General features: G+C 61.1%; 13 protein-coding genes, 1 tRNA gene and 4 pseudogenes. 16 read left to right on the plus strand and 2 right to left on the minus strand.

The window, feature by feature from the left end; genetic code table 11:
* From ihfA to L8I05_RS03420, 3 genes are all read left to right on the plus strand, one after another.
* A complete protein-coding gene (gene ihfA, locus L8I05_RS03410) occupies nucleotides 1–303 on the plus strand; it encodes an integration host factor subunit alpha (RefSeq protein WP_002553164.1) in 303 nt (100 codons plus the stop codon).
* Entirely contained in the window at nucleotides 284–640 is a 357-nt protein-coding gene (locus tag L8I05_RS03415) for a MerR family transcriptional regulator (RefSeq protein WP_003174972.1), read from the plus strand. Before ihfA ends, L8I05_RS03415 begins: the two co-directional genes overlap by 20 nt.
* A 90-nt stretch (nucleotides 641–730) precedes the next feature.
* Nucleotides 731–807: transfer RNA gene (locus L8I05_RS03420), tRNA-Pro, on the plus strand.
* A gap of 78 nt (nucleotides 808–885) precedes the next feature.
* Here L8I05_RS03420 and L8I05_RS03425 read toward each other — a convergent pair.
* Nucleotides 886–1,755: pseudogene (locus tag L8I05_RS03425) on the minus strand (tyrosine-type recombinase/integrase); the annotation flags it as partial.
* A gap of 24 nt (nucleotides 1,756–1,779) precedes the next feature.
* Here L8I05_RS03425 and L8I05_RS29540 point away from each other — a divergent pair.
* From L8I05_RS29540 to fecE, 10 genes and pseudogenes are all read left to right on the plus strand, one after another.
* Nucleotides 1,780–2,013 carry a hypothetical protein gene (locus L8I05_RS29540; protein WP_347341213.1) on the plus strand — a complete coding sequence of 78 codons (234 nt, stop codon included), beginning with the start codon at nucleotides 1,780–1,782 and terminating at the stop codon, nucleotides 2,011–2,013.
* Nucleotides 2,014–2,121: 108 nt separating this feature from the next.
* On the plus strand, nucleotides 2,122–2,448 hold the full coding sequence (locus L8I05_RS03430; RefSeq protein ID WP_242167194.1) for a DUF2388 domain-containing protein: 327 nt from the start codon (nucleotides 2,122–2,124) through the stop codon (nucleotides 2,446–2,448).
* A gap of 81 nt (nucleotides 2,449–2,529) precedes the next feature.
* Nucleotides 2,530–3,015, plus strand: a complete 486-nt coding sequence (locus L8I05_RS03435; RefSeq protein ID WP_242167195.1) for a hypothetical protein — start codon at nucleotides 2,530–2,532, stop codon at nucleotides 3,013–3,015.
* A gap of 234 nt (nucleotides 3,016–3,249) precedes the next feature.
* Entirely contained in the window at nucleotides 3,250–3,660 is a 411-nt protein-coding gene (locus L8I05_RS03440) for a VOC family protein (RefSeq protein ID WP_242167196.1), read from the plus strand.
* 454 nt (nucleotides 3,661–4,114) lie between these two features.
* Nucleotides 4,115–5,537, plus strand: a pseudogene (gene ltrA / locus L8I05_RS03445) (group II intron reverse transcriptase/maturase).
* Nucleotides 5,538–5,753: 216 nt separating this feature from the next.
* Nucleotides 5,754–8,159, plus strand: a complete 2,406-nt coding sequence (locus tag L8I05_RS03450; RefSeq protein ID WP_242167198.1) for a TonB-dependent receptor — start codon at nucleotides 5,754–5,756, stop codon at nucleotides 8,157–8,159.
* A gap of 308 nt (nucleotides 8,160–8,467) precedes the next feature.
* Nucleotides 8,468–9,388 (plus strand): Fe(3+) dicitrate ABC transporter substrate-binding protein FecB, encoded by a 921-nt coding sequence (locus L8I05_RS03455; protein ID WP_177017563.1) that lies wholly within the window; start codon nucleotides 8,468–8,470, stop codon nucleotides 9,386–9,388.
* 2 nt (nucleotides 9,389–9,390) lie between these two features.
* Nucleotides 9,391–10,380 (plus strand): iron-dicitrate ABC transporter permease FecC, encoded by a 990-nt coding sequence (gene fecC, locus L8I05_RS03460; protein ID WP_242167199.1) that lies wholly within the window; start codon nucleotides 9,391–9,393, stop codon nucleotides 10,378–10,380.
* On the plus strand, nucleotides 10,377–11,345 hold the full coding sequence (locus L8I05_RS03465) for an iron chelate uptake ABC transporter family permease subunit (RefSeq protein WP_242167200.1): 969 nt from the start codon (nucleotides 10,377–10,379) through the stop codon (nucleotides 11,343–11,345). The genes fecC and L8I05_RS03465 overlap by 4 nt, the downstream gene beginning before the upstream one ends.
* Nucleotides 11,346–11,349: 4 nt before the next feature.
* Entirely contained in the window at nucleotides 11,350–12,141 is a 792-nt protein-coding gene (gene fecE, locus L8I05_RS03470; protein WP_242167201.1) for a Fe(3+) dicitrate ABC transporter ATP-binding protein FecE, read from the plus strand.
* A 153-nt stretch (nucleotides 12,142–12,294) separates the two neighbouring features.
* On the opposite strand, the pseudogene L8I05_RS03475 reads toward fecE, so the two are convergent.
* Nucleotides 12,295–12,479: pseudogene (locus tag L8I05_RS03475) on the minus strand (aliphatic sulfonate ABC transporter substrate-binding protein); the annotation flags it as partial.
* On the opposite strand from L8I05_RS03475, the pseudogene L8I05_RS03480 reads away from it, so the two are divergent.
* The 3 genes and pseudogenes from L8I05_RS03480 to gspF form a co-directional block, all read left to right on the plus strand.
* A pseudogene (locus L8I05_RS03480) lies at nucleotides 12,472–12,723 on the plus strand (substrate-binding domain-containing protein); the annotation flags it as partial. The pseudogenes L8I05_RS03475 and L8I05_RS03480 overlap by 8 nt on opposite strands.
* Before the next feature lie 264 nt (nucleotides 12,724–12,987).
* On the plus strand, nucleotides 12,988–14,685 hold the full coding sequence (gene gspE / locus L8I05_RS03485) for a type II secretion system ATPase GspE (RefSeq protein WP_242167203.1): 1,698 nt from the start codon (nucleotides 12,988–12,990) through the stop codon (nucleotides 14,683–14,685).
* Entirely contained in the window at nucleotides 14,682–15,878 is a 1,197-nt protein-coding gene (gspF, locus tag L8I05_RS03490; RefSeq protein WP_242167204.1) for a type II secretion system inner membrane protein GspF, read from the plus strand. The genes gspE and gspF overlap by 4 nt, the downstream gene beginning before the upstream one ends.
* The last annotated feature ends 19 nt before the right edge of the window (nucleotides 15,879–15,897 follow it).

Genomic DNA, 15,897 nt, shown 5'->3' on the forward strand with positions numbered 1-15,897 from the left:
ATGGGGGCTTTGACGAAAGCTGAGATGGCGGAACGTCTGTACGAAGAGCTGGGTCTGAACAAACGCGAAGCCAAGGAATTGGTCGAGCTGTTTTTTGAAGAAATCAGGCACGCTCTGGAAGACAATGAGCAGGTCAAATTGTCCGGTTTCGGCAATTTTGACCTGCGGGACAAACGCCAGCGGCCTGGCCGCAATCCAAAAACGGGAGAAGAAATCCCGATCACGGCTCGCCGTGTGGTCACCTTTCGTCCAGGGCAGAAGTTGAAGGCCCGAGTTGAGGCTTATGCTGGAACCAAGTCATAACGACGAGCTACCCGTCATCCCAGGCAAACGCTACTTCACCATTGGTGAAGTCAGCGAGCTCTGTGCGGTCAAACCGCACGTGCTGCGCTATTGGGAGCAGGAGTTTCCTCAACTCAACCCCGTCAAACGCACCGGAAACCGTCGGTATTATCAGCGACAGGATGTGCTGATGATCCGACAGATCCGCGCGTTGCTGTACGACCAGGGGTTCACCATCAGTGGCGCGCGCCAGCGTATGTCCGGTGATGAAGCCAAAGACGACACCACCCAATACAAGCAACTGATCCGCCAGATGATCTCCGAACTCGAAGACGTGCTGGTGGTTTTGAAGAAGTGATTCAAGCTTTTAAAATACTTCCACATTTCAAAAGCTTGCGGTATATTCCGGATCGCTTCGTAGCGAAGCAAACCCAGTAACACGCCTAGTCGGGGCGTAGCGCAGTCCGGTAGCGCACTAGCATGGGGTGCTAGGGGTCGAGTGTTCGAATCACTCCGTCCCGACCATTATTCCTGAGTAAAGTCAGACACTTAAGCCGATCGGATAGATCGGCTTTTTTGTGCCTGCGCAAAACCCGCGCAAAACTACCCTGTGATTTCGCTGATATTCAAGTCCGGAATCGCCTCGGACCAGATGATTTCCTCGTGGTCCCGCTGGTAGTTCCTGGTCATGCCCTCGCTCGCATGGCCTGCGATCTTTTGCCCATCCTTACCGGCTGTCTTGTACAGGTGCAGCGACAGTGCTCGCACTTTATGGAAGCCTGGCATCTCTTCTTCCTTCCATCCCGCGTAACAGTTTGCCGACTCTCTGGCTTCCTTGAATGCTCGCGTCAAATACCGCTCCTCAACCTTCGTCCAGTGGTCCTTTGTCTGTGCCTGCTTCTGTTTCAGTCGATCCGGTTTACGCTGCACCAGGTACGGCGACACGACATCGTCGCGGCACCGGCTAATGACAGCCTGCAACTCTGGCGTGACCCGGAATCGAATCCGGGCCGCGTCTGTCGCCTTGGCCGTCTTCTTCTGCACGACATACAGGAAACCCTCTCGAACGCCATCAAAACGCATGTCCAGGATGTCCGTGCGCCGTTGAGCGGTAATCAGCGCCAGGTCGATTGCATTCCGTAGCCAGGCTGGCGACTCTTCCCTGATCGCTTTCAGTCCCTCGACGGTGTGCCGTTTGCGCTGTTTCTTCTCGATCCGGTTGATGGTACTGGCTGCAGGGTTGTCAGGGCATAAGCCTTTGGCTGCCGCATGGTTGAAAATGTCGATTAGCAGCGCCCTGGACCGGTTTGCCGAGCGCGGAGTTATGGCGTCCAGCATTTCAGCGATCATGCGGATCGTGATCTGGTCGACCGCTTTACCTTCGAACTGCTTCCGGAAACGGCGGAAGTGCACGGCATAAAGACCCAGGGTCCCTTTTGCCAGCTCGCGCGGGGGAAGTACGTCCCGCTCATACGTATCCTCATTTCGCAAGGAGCAATGGCTGCCGGAGACGGCACAGCCGGCCTTGGAGGCGGCGTTGGTGGTGCACTCGGCAACATCGTAGGTCAACAGCTCGGCGGCACGACTGGCTCGACGATCGGCGCAGGTCTCGGCGGCGCTGCGGGTGGTGCGCTTGGAAACAACCTGGCGGCTGATGAGAGCAATCATCGGTCGGATGGTAAGGAGCACAAAGGCAACAACAAGCATAAACACAAGAACAAGCATCGTTAGTTTCTGACGCGGTTACATCGAGCCCGGCCCGGCGTCGGGCTTCTTGTTTCTGGCGAGCCACTACCCTGCTATGGTGGCGTCCTTAGATCGCAATGGAAGCAATGAAGCATGGAGTCATGGAAGACACTGGCGATAGCCCTACTGGCATCGGTCAGCACGCAGGCCGTATCAGGTGATGGCGCCAACCCTATCGCTGCCGCGATATTTCTCACAATTTCCGCGCCAACCATTTTAATTGGGGCGACCACATCCCTCACGACCGAGCCGCCCAAGGTTTTCAAGTCAGCCAAGACCGACGCCCTTGCCTACATAGGTTCGGATGGCGAGATTCGCGGCGCCCAGTTTGAGCAAGCGTGCCGACACTACCGATTGAGCTATAGATCGCCCCTCATGTCCGATATGCAGCTCGCCCAGGCTATCGCGACTGCATACTGATACAGACCTTTAACCTATCCTCAGCGTCGTGATTCTTGCCTCCGGCGTAACCGCCAAACTCATCATCCGGGTCTGCCACCAATGCCTTCCATCGTCTATGCCAATGAGTTCGACATCTGCGTATCAATGTCCGATTTAGTTTCATGGGTAGGGGACGAGCACTCACCCAATGCGGATTTAGAAGCCGCTTTGAGCGCTGCTGGAATCGAGCTAGAGATTGCCAAGCTGTACAACCACTACTTCGAAGACACACCTATTGGTGCTGGTGACGTTCATGTCTATTCGTCTGCCGTGAGCGAGAGCCTAATGGTCATAGACCTGTATCGAGACCTGTATCGAGACCTGACCGACCAACTTGATTTGGTTACGGTTTCATTGAAAATTGAAAAGCCATTTACCCATTTGGTCCTTCCATTACTCAGACGATTTTTTGATGCCGCTGAGTGCCAGGTACTTTTCAGTCAATCTGCACACTCACAGCGATTGCGCTCACTGACAGATGAGAGCAGGTACCCTTTACCGATGGGGGAGAATGGGTACCGACAACAGATAATTTTCCATAAATGATGCGCACGGCTAAGGGGCCACTGCCTTTCACAACTCTTTCACACTCGGGCGCCTATGTTTACCACAGCTCCTAGCGATCATCCCTTTAAGCCCGCTACTCCCCATCGCGGGCTTTTCTTTGCCTGCGATTTGGAGGGCCGACACTCGCCTTCCCCGACTTACCCGACGACGGCTATACACGCCCACCTTCAAAATGACACGATAACGTCTCGCCTTCGTAAGTAGGAATACAGGATGTTCAGTCACGTAACCGTTGGGACAAACGATCTTGGTAAGGCCTCGACCTTCTATGACGCGGTGCTGATCCCCCTGGGGCTTTGTCGCAGGCCTGTAACGCCTGATGGCGGACCAGCTTCGGCATGCTGGATTAAGCCAGAAAGCGTTCTCCCTCGTTTTTATGTGTACAGCCCCTATGACCGCAATGAAGCCGGAGCAGGGAATGGCAGCATGGTGGCTTTCACCGCACCTTCTCCAAATGCGGTAGACAGCGCCTATGCAGCTGGGCTTCTCGCGGGCGGATCTAATGAAGGTGAACCTGGCCAACGTTCCCACTATGGTGATGGTTACTACGGTGCGTACCTACGTGATCCAGATGGCAACAAGGTACATATCGCTCATCGTGGAGATTTGGACTTGGCGGGGTAGCCGCCGCTCACCGTATTCGCTTGAAGCCCGCCCAACGCGGGCTTTTTCATGTGCGCCAGGCATGGCGCGTTGCGCGAAGCGCAACCAGCTTGGCTGCGGTGGCCTCGCTGGTGACTTGGAGGTGAAAGTCCTCTACACACCCGGCAAGGGGAAGTGTTAGCCAGAGGCAAGGGTGTCGCGGGTGACTGCGAATCTGAAGGAAGCCCAATAGGAAGCGGATAGAGGCGGCGTAGCGGGGTAAGACGGCATGAATCGTCAAAGCCCAATACTTGCACGGAACGCTACGACGTATATCCGACAGGCATAAGCAGGAAGGTCGCGCGAATTACCCTGGGAGATCTGCAGGTTTGCCATTGTGCTACCGAGCGTCGAGAGGCGACGGGCTGAGCCTGCAGAAGTCAGCCGAGGCCGTAGTAAGTGACGGATAACCGCGTCACCAAGGGCCGAACAGGTTATGCCGCCAGTAGGCGTCAGAGTCTCGCTGAATGTTGATAAAGCAGAAATCTCTCAACACGAGAGCTGTAACCCCAAGTCCCGGACGGAATCCGAGGCTTGCGGCTGGCAGTGCGCAGACATCGGCGACGTCTGTGACGTGGACGAACGCGGAGCCGAACACGCTGATGGAGCGGGTGCTCGCACCCGCCAACCTAAAGCGTGCGTATCAACGTGTGGTCAACAACAAGGGCGCACCGGGTGCCGATGGCATGACGGTCGACCAGTTGGCGGGCTATGTGAAACAGTATTGGCCGATCCTCAAAGCTCGGTTGCTGGCCGGCGAGTATCACCCGCAAGGTGTACGCGCTGTCGAAATCCCCAAACCCAAGGATGGAACACGCCAATTGGGCATTCCCAATGTCGTGGATCGCCTGATCCAGCAGGCGCTGCTGCAACAGCTCACGCCGATCTTCGACCCTCTATTCTCGGACTACAGCTACGGTTTTCGTCCGGGCAGAAGCGCCCACCAAGCCATCGAAACAGCCCGTGACCATGTCGCAGCGGGTTACCGCTGGTGCGTGAAACTTGATCTTGAAAAGTTCTTTGATCGAGTGAATCACGACGTGTTGATGGCCAAAGTTGAGCGTCATGTCGAAGACAAACGCGTACTCAGACTGATCCGCCGCTACCTTGAGGCGGGAGCTATGTCGGGCGGTATCGCCAGCCGACGGCAGGAAGGGACGCCGCAAGGCGGCCCGCTCTCGCCGTTGCTGTCGAACATCCTGCTCAACGAACTCGACCGGGAGTTGGAGCGGCGGGGCCATCGCTTCGTTCGTTATGCCGACGATGCGAACATTTATGTACGTAGTCGCCGTGCAGGCGAACGAGTGCTGGCCGGAGTTGAGCGTTTCCTGAATCAGCGTCTGAAACTGACGCTGAACCGGGAAAAGAGCCACGTGGCACGGCCATGGGTTTGCGATTACCTGGGTTACGGGATGAGCTGGCATCAACAGCCGAGGCTAAGAGTGGCAACGATGAGCCTGGGCCGCTTGCGTGATCGACTCAGAGTTCTTCTGCGCGGAGCGCGGGGTTGCAAGATGGTCAGCACTATCGAGCGAATAAACCCTGTTCTGCGCGGTTGGGCGGGCTACTTCAAGCTGAGTCAGGGCAAAAGGACCCTCGAAAAGTTAGACGGTTGGGTGCGGCACAAACTTCGGTGCGTCTTGTGGCGCCAATGGAAACGGCCCTCTACGAGGGCGCGTAACCTAATACGCTTGGGGCTCACTGAAGATCGCGCCTGTAAATCTGCCTTTAACGGTCGAGGCCCATGGTGGAACTCGGGAGCGCCACATATGAATCAGGCGCTACCGAAGAAACTGTGGGATCGACTCGGGCTGGCCTCAATACTGGATACGATAAACCGGCTTGATCGCATAACCTGAACCGCCGTATACGGAACCGTACGTACGGTGGTGTGAGAGGACGGCGGATGTGAATCCGCCTCCTACTCTATGCCTGCGCAAAACCTCACGGCTCGAAAAACATTAATGGTCGTTGCTCAGTAGTGCGCCTTTGCTTGAAAAACTGCCGAAGACTGTCCCTTTTTTTCACCTCGCCTGTCATTCCAGGCAAGTGAATTAAATCGAGAGCCTCCGCCCATGCCCGCCGCCTCACCCTTGCGCCTGCGCCCGTTGCTGAACCTGAGCCTGATGCTGAGCCTCAGCGCCAGTCCCTTATTCATCCCCGTCAGCTATGCCGAAGACAGTGCAGACCGTCGCAGCTATCAAGTGCCGGCCGGTAGCCTGAGCGCGGCGTTGACTCGGTTTGCCGGGCTTTGCGGTGTCAACTTATCGATCGACCCGGCGCTGGTCAGCGGTCGCAACAGCAATGGCCTGGCCGGTGAATACGGGGTGGAGGAGGGCTTTGCCCGTTTGCTGCAAGGCTCCGGCCTGCAACTGCAGCCGATGGGTGATCAGGCCTACATGCTGGTGCCGGTGCCGGAAGGCAGCAGCCTGCAATTGGCGCCGACGTCTATCGTCGCCACCAACGCGCTCGAAGGCGGCGATACCTACGCCGGAGGCCAGGTGGCGCGCCGGGGTTCGCAAGGGCTGCTCGGCTCGCGGGACTTCATGGAAACGCCGTTCAGCATGACCACCTACACCGAGGAAGCGGTGAAGAACCAGCAGGCGCGCACCCTTGGCGACCTGATCGCCAGCGACCCGTCCGTGCGCGCCACCAACCCGGCCGGTGGGCGTTATGAGCAGTTCACCATTCGCGGCTTCAGCCTGTTCAACAGTGATGTGGCCTACAACGGCCTGTACGGCGTGTTGCCGACATACACCATCGACATGGAAATGGCCGAGCGCGTCGACATCCTCAAAGGCCCGAGCCAGTTGATCAATGGCATCTCTCCGCGCGGCAGCGTCGGTGGCGGCATCAACGTGGTGCCCAAGCGCGCCACCGACAAAGACATCAACTCGTTCACCGGCACCTGGGCCTCCGGCAGCCAGGCGGGTGGGGCGGTGGATGTGGGCCGGCGTTTTGGTGAGGACAACAAATTCGGCATCCGTTTCAACGGTGTGAAGCAGTCCGGCGACACCGAGTGGGACCACCAGAGCGTCGACCGCGAGATGGCCGTGCTGGGCCTGGATTTTCGTGGCGAGCGCCTGCGCCTTTCCACCGACATCGGCCGCACCGAACGTGACACCGACGCCCCGCAGGAGCGCGTCCAAGTCGGCCCGAATGCCAGGGTGCCGAGTGCCAACGATGTGCGCCGCAACTACGCGCAATCCTGGAGCAAAGCTAGCACCAACGATACGTTCGGCACCGTAAACGGCGAGTTCGACCTCAGTGACAGCGTGATGCTCTACGGCGGAGTCGGCGCGCGTAAAAGCAATCACGATTTCCTGCGCCACGCGGTGTCGGTCACCAACAACGCCGGGGACTTCAGCGTACAGCCGCGTGATTTCACCCGCGACGAAAACGTGCGCACCGCCACGGCCGGCGTGCGCAGCTGGTTCCACACCGGGCCCGTCAGCCATGAACTCAACCTGGCGGCCAGCTACTTCTATATGGACTTTGAAAATGGCGGCGCGCGCTATGCGGCGGCGCCGAGTAACCTCTACAACCCGGTGCAAACGCCGACGCCGTCGCGGCCGACGCGCTTTGACTCCAAGGTCTATACAGAGAATAGGTTCAGCGGCGTGGCACTGTCCGACACCCTGGGCTTCTTCGACGACCGCCTGCTGCTGACCCTCGGCGCGCGCTGGCAGCGAGTCAAGGTGGATGACTGGACCGACAACGTCAAAGGCGACACCGCCTACGATGAAGAGAAAATCTCGCCATCGGGCGGCATCCTCTTCAAAGCCACCGACACGTTGTCGCTGTACGCCAACTACATGGAAGGCTTGAGCCAGGGCAAAATCGCGCCTTCCACGTCGATCAACGAAGATGAAATCTTCCCGCCGTTTATCAGCCGTCAGGTCGAAGTGGGCGCCAAATATGACGCTGGGGCCTTTGCCGTCACCGCCGCCGTGTTCCGTATCAAGCAGCCAGCCTATGAAACCAACGCCACCACGCGGGTGTTCGGGCCCAATGGCAAACGCCAGAACGACGGGGTGGAGCTGAGTGTGTTCGGCGAACCGCTCAAGGGCTTCCGCCTGCTCGGCGGCGTGATGTACATCGACAGCGAACTGACCCATACCACCAACGGTACTTACGACGGCAACCGCGCACCGGCCACGCCCAAGTACAACGTCAACTTGGGCGCCGAGTGGGACGTGCCGACCCTCGAAGGCTTGACCCTGACCAGCCGCGGTATCTACTCCAGCTCGCAATACCTGGATCAGTCCAACGTCAAGCAAATCGACCCTTGGAACCGTATCGACGTCGGCGCACGCTACGCCTTCAAGGTCGACGACAAGCACATCACCCTGCGCGCCAATGTCGAGAACGTCGCCGATAAACGCTACTGGAGCTCGGCTGGGGCCTCGGATGACAGCGAACCGGGGTTGACCCTGTCAACACCGCGCACCTACTTGCTCTCAGCCACCGTCGACTTTTAGCTGCGCGATCTGAGGGCGAGCGAGCTTGTTGTGGCGAGCGGGCTTGCCCCGCGTTGGGGTGCGAAGCGCCCCCAAAACCTGCCAATGACTTCTGACTGAAAAAACGCGGTGACTGTATCAGGGCTGCTGCGCAGCCCAACGCGGGGCAAGCCCGCTCGCCACAAGAAAGCTACTTGCCACAGCAACCGCTGTAAATGAACACAGCGTTAATAAGAATGTTTTTTGATTGCATCGCCCCGATATGGAATAGTACCCGCCGTTTTCCCCAGCCTGTCTAGCCGGGGTGTTCCAACGCCGAGGTCCTTGTCATGCGAATGCTGCGCTCCATCCCGACCCTTGCCGCCTGCCTCCTGGCATTTTCTTCAAGCGTATTAAGCGCTGCGCCTATCGACCTGAATGACGGCCAGCATGCGGTGCACTTGCCGGATGCGCCCAAGCGCGTGGTCGTGCTGGAGTTCTCCTTTCTCGACAGCCTTGCCGCCGTGGACGTAACCCCGGTCGGCGCCGCCGACGACGGCGATGCCAACCGTGTACTGCCACGTGTGCGCCAAGCCATCGGCGAGTGGAAATCCGTGGGCCTGCGCTCACAACCGAGCATCGAGGAAATCGCCCGGCTCAAGCCGGACCTGATCGTCGCCGACCTCAATCGCCACCAGGCCTTGTACGGCGACCTGTCGAGCATCGCGCCCACCTTGCTGTTGCCGTCACGCGGCGAGGATTACCAGGGCAGCCTCAAATCCGCCGAGCTGATCGGCAAGGCCCTGGGCAAAAGCCCGCAGATGGAGGCACGTATCGCGCAGAACCGCGAACACTTGCAGGCGATTGCCAAACAGATACCGACGGGCGCCAGCGTGTTGTTCGGCGTCGCGCGCGAAGACAGTTTTTCCGTACACGGCCCTGACTCCTACGCAGGCAGCGTGCTCGAAGCCATCGGCTTGAAAGTGCCGTCGGTACGTGCCAAGGCCGCGCCCACCGAATTCGTCAGCCTGGAACAACTGCTCGCGCTGGACCCGGGCTGGTTGCTGGTGGGGCATTACCGTCGCCCGAGCATCGTCGACACCTGGAGCAAGCAGCCGCTGTGGCAGGTGCTCGGTGCGGTGCGCAACCACCACGTGGCTGAAGTCGACGGCGACAGCTGGGCACGCAACCGTGGCGTATTGGCCTCGGAGCAAATCGCTGAAGATGCCCTGGCCATTCTCAAGGGCGGCAAAGCCGTACTGAGCCAATAAGCATGGGGCGCAGTCTTGCGGCGGCGAGTATTGTGCTGCTGGGCGCGGTGTTGTTCTGGCTCTCGTTGTACAGTTGGTCACCGTTCACTATCACGGCAACCGATGCCTGGAATGGCTTGGTCCACCAGGGCAGCGTAGGCGGCAACATGGCCTATATCGTCGCCCAGTTGCGGGTGCCGCGTGCGGTGTGCGCGGCGTTGGTCGGTGCCTGCCTGGGCTTGGCCGGGGCGTTGATGCAGGGCATTACCCGTAACCGCCTGGCATCGCCGTCGCTGTTTGGCGTGACGGCGGGCGCGGCGTTGGGTTTGGCCTTGTTCTCGACCGGCTTGGTCGCGCCACCGTTTGCCGGTGGTGCATTGCTGATGACCTGCTTGGGCGGCGCATTGGCCTGGGTCACCGTGTTCAGCCTCGGCGGCGCGTGGTCGCCGACCACCGCCCAGGGGCGGCTGATATTGGCCGGCGTGGCCGTTGCCGCCTTGTGCGCAGCATTGACCCGGCTCACGGTGATTCTGGTCGAGGCCCAGGCCCAAAGCGTGCTGAACTGGCTGGCCGGTTCCCTGGCCAATGTCGGCGCAGCCCAGGTGCAATTGCTCTGGCCGTGCACCTTGATCGGCGGCCTGTGGGCGCTGTGGTGCGCGCCGCGCCTGAACCTGATCAACCTCGGCGAAGACGCCGCCCGCTCGTTGGGCGTGGGCATTGCCAGCCTGCGCCTGCAGGTGTTTATCGCCAGCCTGCTGCTGGTGGGCGCGAGTGTCTGCGCGGTCGGCCCCATCGGGTTTGTCGGGCTGATCGCACCGAATATCCTTCGGCAGTTTCTTGGCAATGACTACCGCTGGCTGATCCCGCTGAGCGCGGCGTTGGGCGCGGTGATCGTGCTGGGCGCCGACTTGCTCAGCCGCGCCGTGGCCTTTCCGGTGGAAACCCCGGCGGGTGTGGTTACCGCACTGATCGGCGCACCGTTCTTTCTCTTTCTCGCCAGGCGCGCGTTATGACTCAGCCACGATTACGCCTATGGCTGCTGCTCGGTTTGTTGCTGGTTGCAACCTTCGTCAGCCTCAGCGCCGGCACGCTGTGGCTCACGCCGGATACGGTGCTGGAGCGCCTGCTGGCCCACAACGCCCTCGACTTCGAAGTCTGGAACCACCGCCTGCCACGCAGCCTCATTGCGATCCTCGCCGGCTGCGCGTTCGGCCTAGCCGGGGCGATTGTCCAGGGTGTGATTCGCAACCCTTTGGCCTCGCCGGAAATTCTCGGCGTTACCCAAGGCGCAGGGTTGGCGCTGACGGTGGCGATCATCGGTTGGCCGCACCTGCCGATTGCCTGGCTGCCACTGGTGGCGTGCCTGGGCGGTGCCGGTGGCGCCTTGCTGCTGGCGCTGTACAACACCGGCGTGAGCTTTTCCGGGGTGCGGTTTGCGCTGTCGGGCGTGGCGATTGCGGTGACCTTGTCCAGCGTCACCGAGTTTCTGATCCTGTCCCATCCGCTGGACATCAACACCGCCTTGCTCGCCCTGACCGGCAGTTTGTGGAGCCGTAACTGGCACCATGTCGCGCTGGTGCTGCCGTTTCTGCTGCTGATCCCGCTGGGCCTGTGCCTGGCCAAACCGCTGAACCTGATCGCCCTCGGCGACGAAGCCGCCCACAGCCTGGGCACCGCGTTGAGCCGCACGCGCTGGTTGGCGATGGCCTGCGCGGTGGTGCTGACCAGCCTGGGCGTCGGGGTGATCGGGCCGATTGGCTTTATCGGCCTGGTGGCGCCGCACATGGCGCGGCGGCTGGTCGGCGGGCATCACCAGTACCTGCTGCCGGCGGCGATGCTGATCGGCGCGCTGTTGCTGGTGCTGGCCGATACCCTCGGGCGCACATTGATCGCGCCCAGCGAAATACCTGCAGGGGTTCTGACGGCGGTGATTGGCGCGCCGTATTTTCTTTGGTTGCTGGCACGGTTCAAGGGCTGATGACATGAGCATTCTAAACGCACATCAACTCGACATCGGCTACGGCGCCACGCGCATCGTGCAGGGGTTGTCGTTTGCGCCGCCCGCAGGCAAGGTCACTGCGTTGATCGGGCCGAACGGTTGCGGCAAGTCCACCTTGCTCAAGGCCTTCGCGCGCATCCTCAAGCCCAACCAGGGCGCATTGACCCTGGACGGCCAGGCCTACGCCAGCCTGTCCGCACGCGAACTGGCGCGGCAGATCGCGTTTCTGCCCCAGGTGCTGCCGGTGCCGGAAGGCGTCAGCGTGCGCCAATTGGTCGCCTATGGCCGCAGCCCGCATAACTCGCTGTGGGGGCGCCTGAGCGGCAACGACCAGGCCCACGTAACCCAAGCCATGCAGCGCCTGGAACTGGACGCCCTGGCCGACCGCGCCTTGGCGGACTTGTCCGGTGGCCAGCGCCAACGCGCCTGGCTGGCCATGGTGCTGGCGCAAAACGCGCCGGTGGTACTGCTCGACGAACCCACCACCTACCTCGACATCAGTCACCAGGTCGAACTGCTCGACCTGATGGGCGAGCTTGCCGCCGAAGGCAAGACCGTGATCACCGTGCTGCACGACATCAACCAGGCCTGCCGCTACGCCGACCACCTGGCGGTGATGCACGCCGGCAAGTTGGTCGCCGACGGCGCGCCTGCCCAAGTGATCAGCGCCGAACTGATGCGCCAGGTGTTTGATGTGCAAGTGCAGATCATGCAGGAACCGGTAGCCGGCACACCCATGTGCCTGGTCGAGAAAAGCACCCGACCTCACGTCTGACGCCATTCAAAATGTGGGAGCGGGCTTGCTCGCGGAGAGGGCGTGTCAGTTAATGCATCCTGTGACTGACACACCGCTTTCGCGAGCAAGCCCGCTCCCACACTTTTGATCTCAGTGGGTTTCAACACTCCACACGGCCTTCTTGACCTCAATCGGCAGGATCGGCGAAGGCGGGCGGTTATCCATATATCTTGTCAGCACCCTCAAGCTCTCTTCACGCTGGCTGCGGGTTAGGGCTTCAGCGGCGCTGAGTTCATCCAGCAGGTCGTGAATAAACGCGCCGTTCGCCCAGGCATCCACACTGCTTGCTCGAACGCCGCACGCGCATCGGCCGGTGGTTTGCTGGCGGGGCAGCGCGCCGGGCTGAAGATTCCGCAAGACTGCGCCGTGCTCGGGTTTGGTGATTACCTGTTTGCTGAAATGCTCTTGCCGAGTCTCAGCACGATAAAACCGCCCGCCCTGGAAATAGGTGTATTAGCCGCCACGCGCGTACTTGAAAGTTTGGGTGTGTTGCCGGTTGAAGATGAAGTTGTACGCCTGAATCTTTTGGACTGCCGTCTGATTAAGCGTGAGAGCACTTGAATAACTAGCGAAGTGGCTAATTGCGACTAGTCAAATCTGACCTGCTTGCGGAGAAGGCTTTAAATCAAGGGCTGTACCGGAATTCCGGGACAGCTCGTCGCTATTCATTTCAGTTTGTTTCCCATTTTCAGGAACTAGATTTACAACTTCCAGTCGATTAACCCAGTTAACTCCGACTGCGGCGTGGCGAACTAATGGCACTGTTATCCCCGTGTTCAGTAGTTCCAAATGGCCATACTTACTCGCAACTAGACACCTCACCTTATGTCGTCCACGCCCATCGATGCCTGCCATCTGCAGATCCCGCACACCGACTCCGTGTGCGCGTGGCTGATGCGGCACGCCGGGCTCAAACCGGTCGACCTGGAGCGCGCCCGGCGCTTGACCACCGACGGCAGCGACCTGCTTGGCCTGCTCACGCGCCTGGGTCTGGTCTCGGAAATCGAATTGGCCCGCGCCTGGGCTGAGCTGCTCGGCGCGCCGCTGCTGCTGGCCGATGCGGCGCCGCCGTTGCTCGACCCGTTGCCCGCACTCACCGAGCGCTTTATGCGGCACTACCAAGTGGTGCCGATGGGCTGGGGCCAAGGTGGCCTGCGCGTATTGGCGGCCAACCCCGCGCAGCTTTATCCCTTCCAGGCCCTGGCCTACGCCTGCCAGGTGCCGGTGTGGCTGGCCATCGGCCCGCGCACGGAAGTCGACACGCTGATCGAGCGCTATTACGGCCAGGGCCGCTCCGCCATGGGCACCCTGATCGAAAACCTCGATGAACAGGGCGGCGCGCTGGAAGATATCGAACACCTCAAGGACATGGCTTCCGAGGCGCCGGTGATTCGCCTGGTCAACCTGATCCTGCAGCGCGCGGTGGAACAGCGTGCGTCGGACATCCATATCGAACCCTTCGAAAACCAGCTCAAGGTGCGCTACCGCGTCGACGGCGTGCTGCACGACGCCGAAGCGCCACCGGCCAGTTCGTCGGCGGCGGTCATCTCGCGGGTGAAGATCATGGCGCGCCTGGACATCGCCGAGCGACGCCTGCCCCAGGATGGGCGGATCATGCTGCGCATCCAGGGCAAGGAACTGGATTTGCGCGTGTCCACCGTACCGACCAGCTTTGGCGAGTCGGTGGTCATGCGCCTGCTCGACCGGCAAACCGTGCAGTTCGACTTCCCGAGCCTGGGCTTCGACGGCCAGCGCCTGGCCGCGTTCCTCGACCTGCTCGAACGCCCGCACGGCATCCTGCTGGTCACCGGGCCCACCGGCTCGGGCAAAACCACCACGCTCTACACCGCGTTGTCGCGGCTCAACACCGCCGAGCGCAAGATCATCACCGTTGAAGACCCGGTGGAATACCAGCTCGAAGGCATCAACCAGATCCAGGTCAAACCGGCCATCGGCCTGGACTTCGCCGGCGCGCTGCGCTCCATCGTGCGCCAGGACCCGGACGTGATCATGGTCGGCGAAATCCGCGACCTGGAAACCTGCCGCATCGCCATCCAGTCCTCACTCACCGGCCACCTCGTGCTCTCCACCCTGCACACCAACAGCGCCGCCGCCAGTATCACGCGGCTGCTGGACATGGGCGTGGAAAGCTACCTGATCGCCTCGACGGTCAGCGGCATTCTCGCCCAGCGCCTGGTACGACGCCTGGACCCGGCGACGCGCGTGGCGTTTGCAGCGCCAGCGGAGTTGATCGAGGAACATGGCCTGGATCGCTTGACCGACCAGCGCCCGATCCTGCTCTACACCGGCAGTTACCACGGCCGCAGTGCAATCACCGAACTACTGGTGATGAACGACGAACTGCGCAGCCTGCTGATGCGCCACGCCGACGCTGCCACGTTGGAGCAGGCCGCGCGCCGCGCCGGTTTGCGCACCCTGCATGAAGAGGGTTTGCGCCAGGCGCTGGCGGGCGTCACCTCATTGGAAGAAGTGCTGCGCGTCACCCGTGGAGACGGCGCGTGAGCCTGTTCAAGTATCGCGCACTGGACAGCCAGGGCGTGGCCCACAACGGCACACTGCAAGCCCAGGACCAGGCCGCCGCCATTGCCGCGCTGCAGCAACGCGGCTGGCTGCTGTTGCACATAGATACGGCGGCCAGCCCTTTGCTGCGCAACGCGCGCGGGCAGTTGAAGGGCGCGGCGCTGGTGAGTTTTACCCAGCAGTTGGCCACCTTGCTGGGCGCCGGCCAGCCGCTGGAGCGCGCGCTGGGCCTGCTGCTCAAGCAGCCCGGCCAGCCACAGGTGCGGGCGCTGATCGAGCGCATCCGCGACCACGTCAAGGCAGGCAAGCCGTTATCCGCCGCGCTGGAAGAGGAGGGCGACAGTTTCTCGCCGCTGTACCTGAGCATGGTGCGCGCCGGAGAGGCCGGTGGCGCGCTGGAAAGCACGTTGCGCCAACTCAGCGACTACCTGGAGCGCAGCCAATTACTGCGCGGTGAAGTGATCAATGCACTGATCTACCCGGCGTTTCTGGTGGTTGGCGTACTCGGCTCGTTGGCGCTGTTGCTCGCGTACGTGGTGCCGCAATTCGTGCCGATTTTCCAGGACTTGGGTGTGCCGATCCCGCTGATCACCGAAGTGATTCTCGCACTGGGCCAGTTCCTCGGTGCCTATGGGCTGGTGGTGTTGGCCGTACTGATCGCAGCCAGCTGGATGGCGGCGGTGCGCCTGCGCAACCCGCTGCGTCGGCAGCGATATGACCGCCGCCTGCTCGGCATTCGCGTGATCGGCCCGCTGCTGCAGCGCGTTGAAGCGGCGCGCCTGACGCGCACCCTCGGCACCTTGCTCAGCAACGGCGTGGCACTCCTGCCAGCGCTGGTCATCGCCCGCCAGGTCTGCACCAACCGCGCGCTGCAAGCCCAAGTGGCGGACGCGGCGGAGGCAGTCAAAGGCGGCGGCACCCTCGCCAGCGCGTTTGGCGCGCAACCGCTGCTGCCGGATTTGGCCCTGCAAATGATTGAAGTCGGCGAACAGGCCGGTGAACTCGACAGCATGCTGCTCAAGGTCGCCGACGTGTTCGACGTCGAAGCCAAGCGCGGCATCGAGCGCCTGCTCGCCGCGCTGGTGCCGTCCCTGACTGTGGTCATGGCCGTGCTGGTGGCGGTGATCATGCTGGCGATCATGCTGCCGCTGATGAGCCTGACCAGCAATATATGAAATTTCAAGGAGCCACACA

This window comes from Pseudomonas sp. MONT-RG-20F-20-E-7-02 (genome assembly GCF_022662395.1).
Classification (GTDB): domain Bacteria; phylum Pseudomonadota; class Gammaproteobacteria; order Pseudomonadales; family Pseudomonadaceae; genus Aquipseudomonas.

Bases quoted from the DNA above. Each gene is read 5' to 3' on its own strand.
- L8I05_RS29540 (WP_347341213.1), top strand. From the start codon at position 1,780: ATGGCTGCCGGAGACGGCACAGCCGGCCTTGGAGGCGGCGTTGGTGGT.
- L8I05_RS03440 (WP_242167196.1), top strand. From the start codon at position 3,250: ATGTTCAGTCACGTAACCGTTGGGACAAACGATCTTGGTAAGGCCTCG.
- L8I05_RS03430 (WP_242167194.1), top strand. From the start codon at position 2,122: ATGGAGTCATGGAAGACACTGGCGATAGCCCTACTGGCATCGGTCAGC.
- L8I05_RS03450 (WP_242167198.1), top strand. From the start codon at position 5,754: ATGCCCGCCGCCTCACCCTTGCGCCTGCGCCCGTTGCTGAACCTGAGC.
- L8I05_RS03465 (WP_242167200.1), top strand. From the start codon at position 10,377: ATGACTCAGCCACGATTACGCCTATGGCTGCTGCTCGGTTTGTTGCTG.
- fecE (WP_242167201.1), top strand. From the start codon at position 11,350: ATGAGCATTCTAAACGCACATCAACTCGACATCGGCTACGGCGCCACG.
- L8I05_RS03415 (WP_003174972.1), top strand. From the start codon at position 284: ATGCTGGAACCAAGTCATAACGACGAGCTACCCGTCATCCCAGGCAAA.
- ihfA (WP_002553164.1), top strand. From the start codon at position 1: ATGGGGGCTTTGACGAAAGCTGAGATGGCGGAACGTCTGTACGAAGAG.
- fecC (WP_242167199.1), top strand. From the start codon at position 9,391: ATGGGGCGCAGTCTTGCGGCGGCGAGTATTGTGCTGCTGGGCGCGGTG.
- L8I05_RS03455 (WP_177017563.1), top strand. From the start codon at position 8,468: ATGCGAATGCTGCGCTCCATCCCGACCCTTGCCGCCTGCCTCCTGGCA.
- L8I05_RS03435 (WP_242167195.1), top strand. From the start codon at position 2,530: ATGCCTTCCATCGTCTATGCCAATGAGTTCGACATCTGCGTATCAATG.
- gspE (WP_242167203.1), top strand. From the start codon at position 12,988: ATGTCGTCCACGCCCATCGATGCCTGCCATCTGCAGATCCCGCACACC.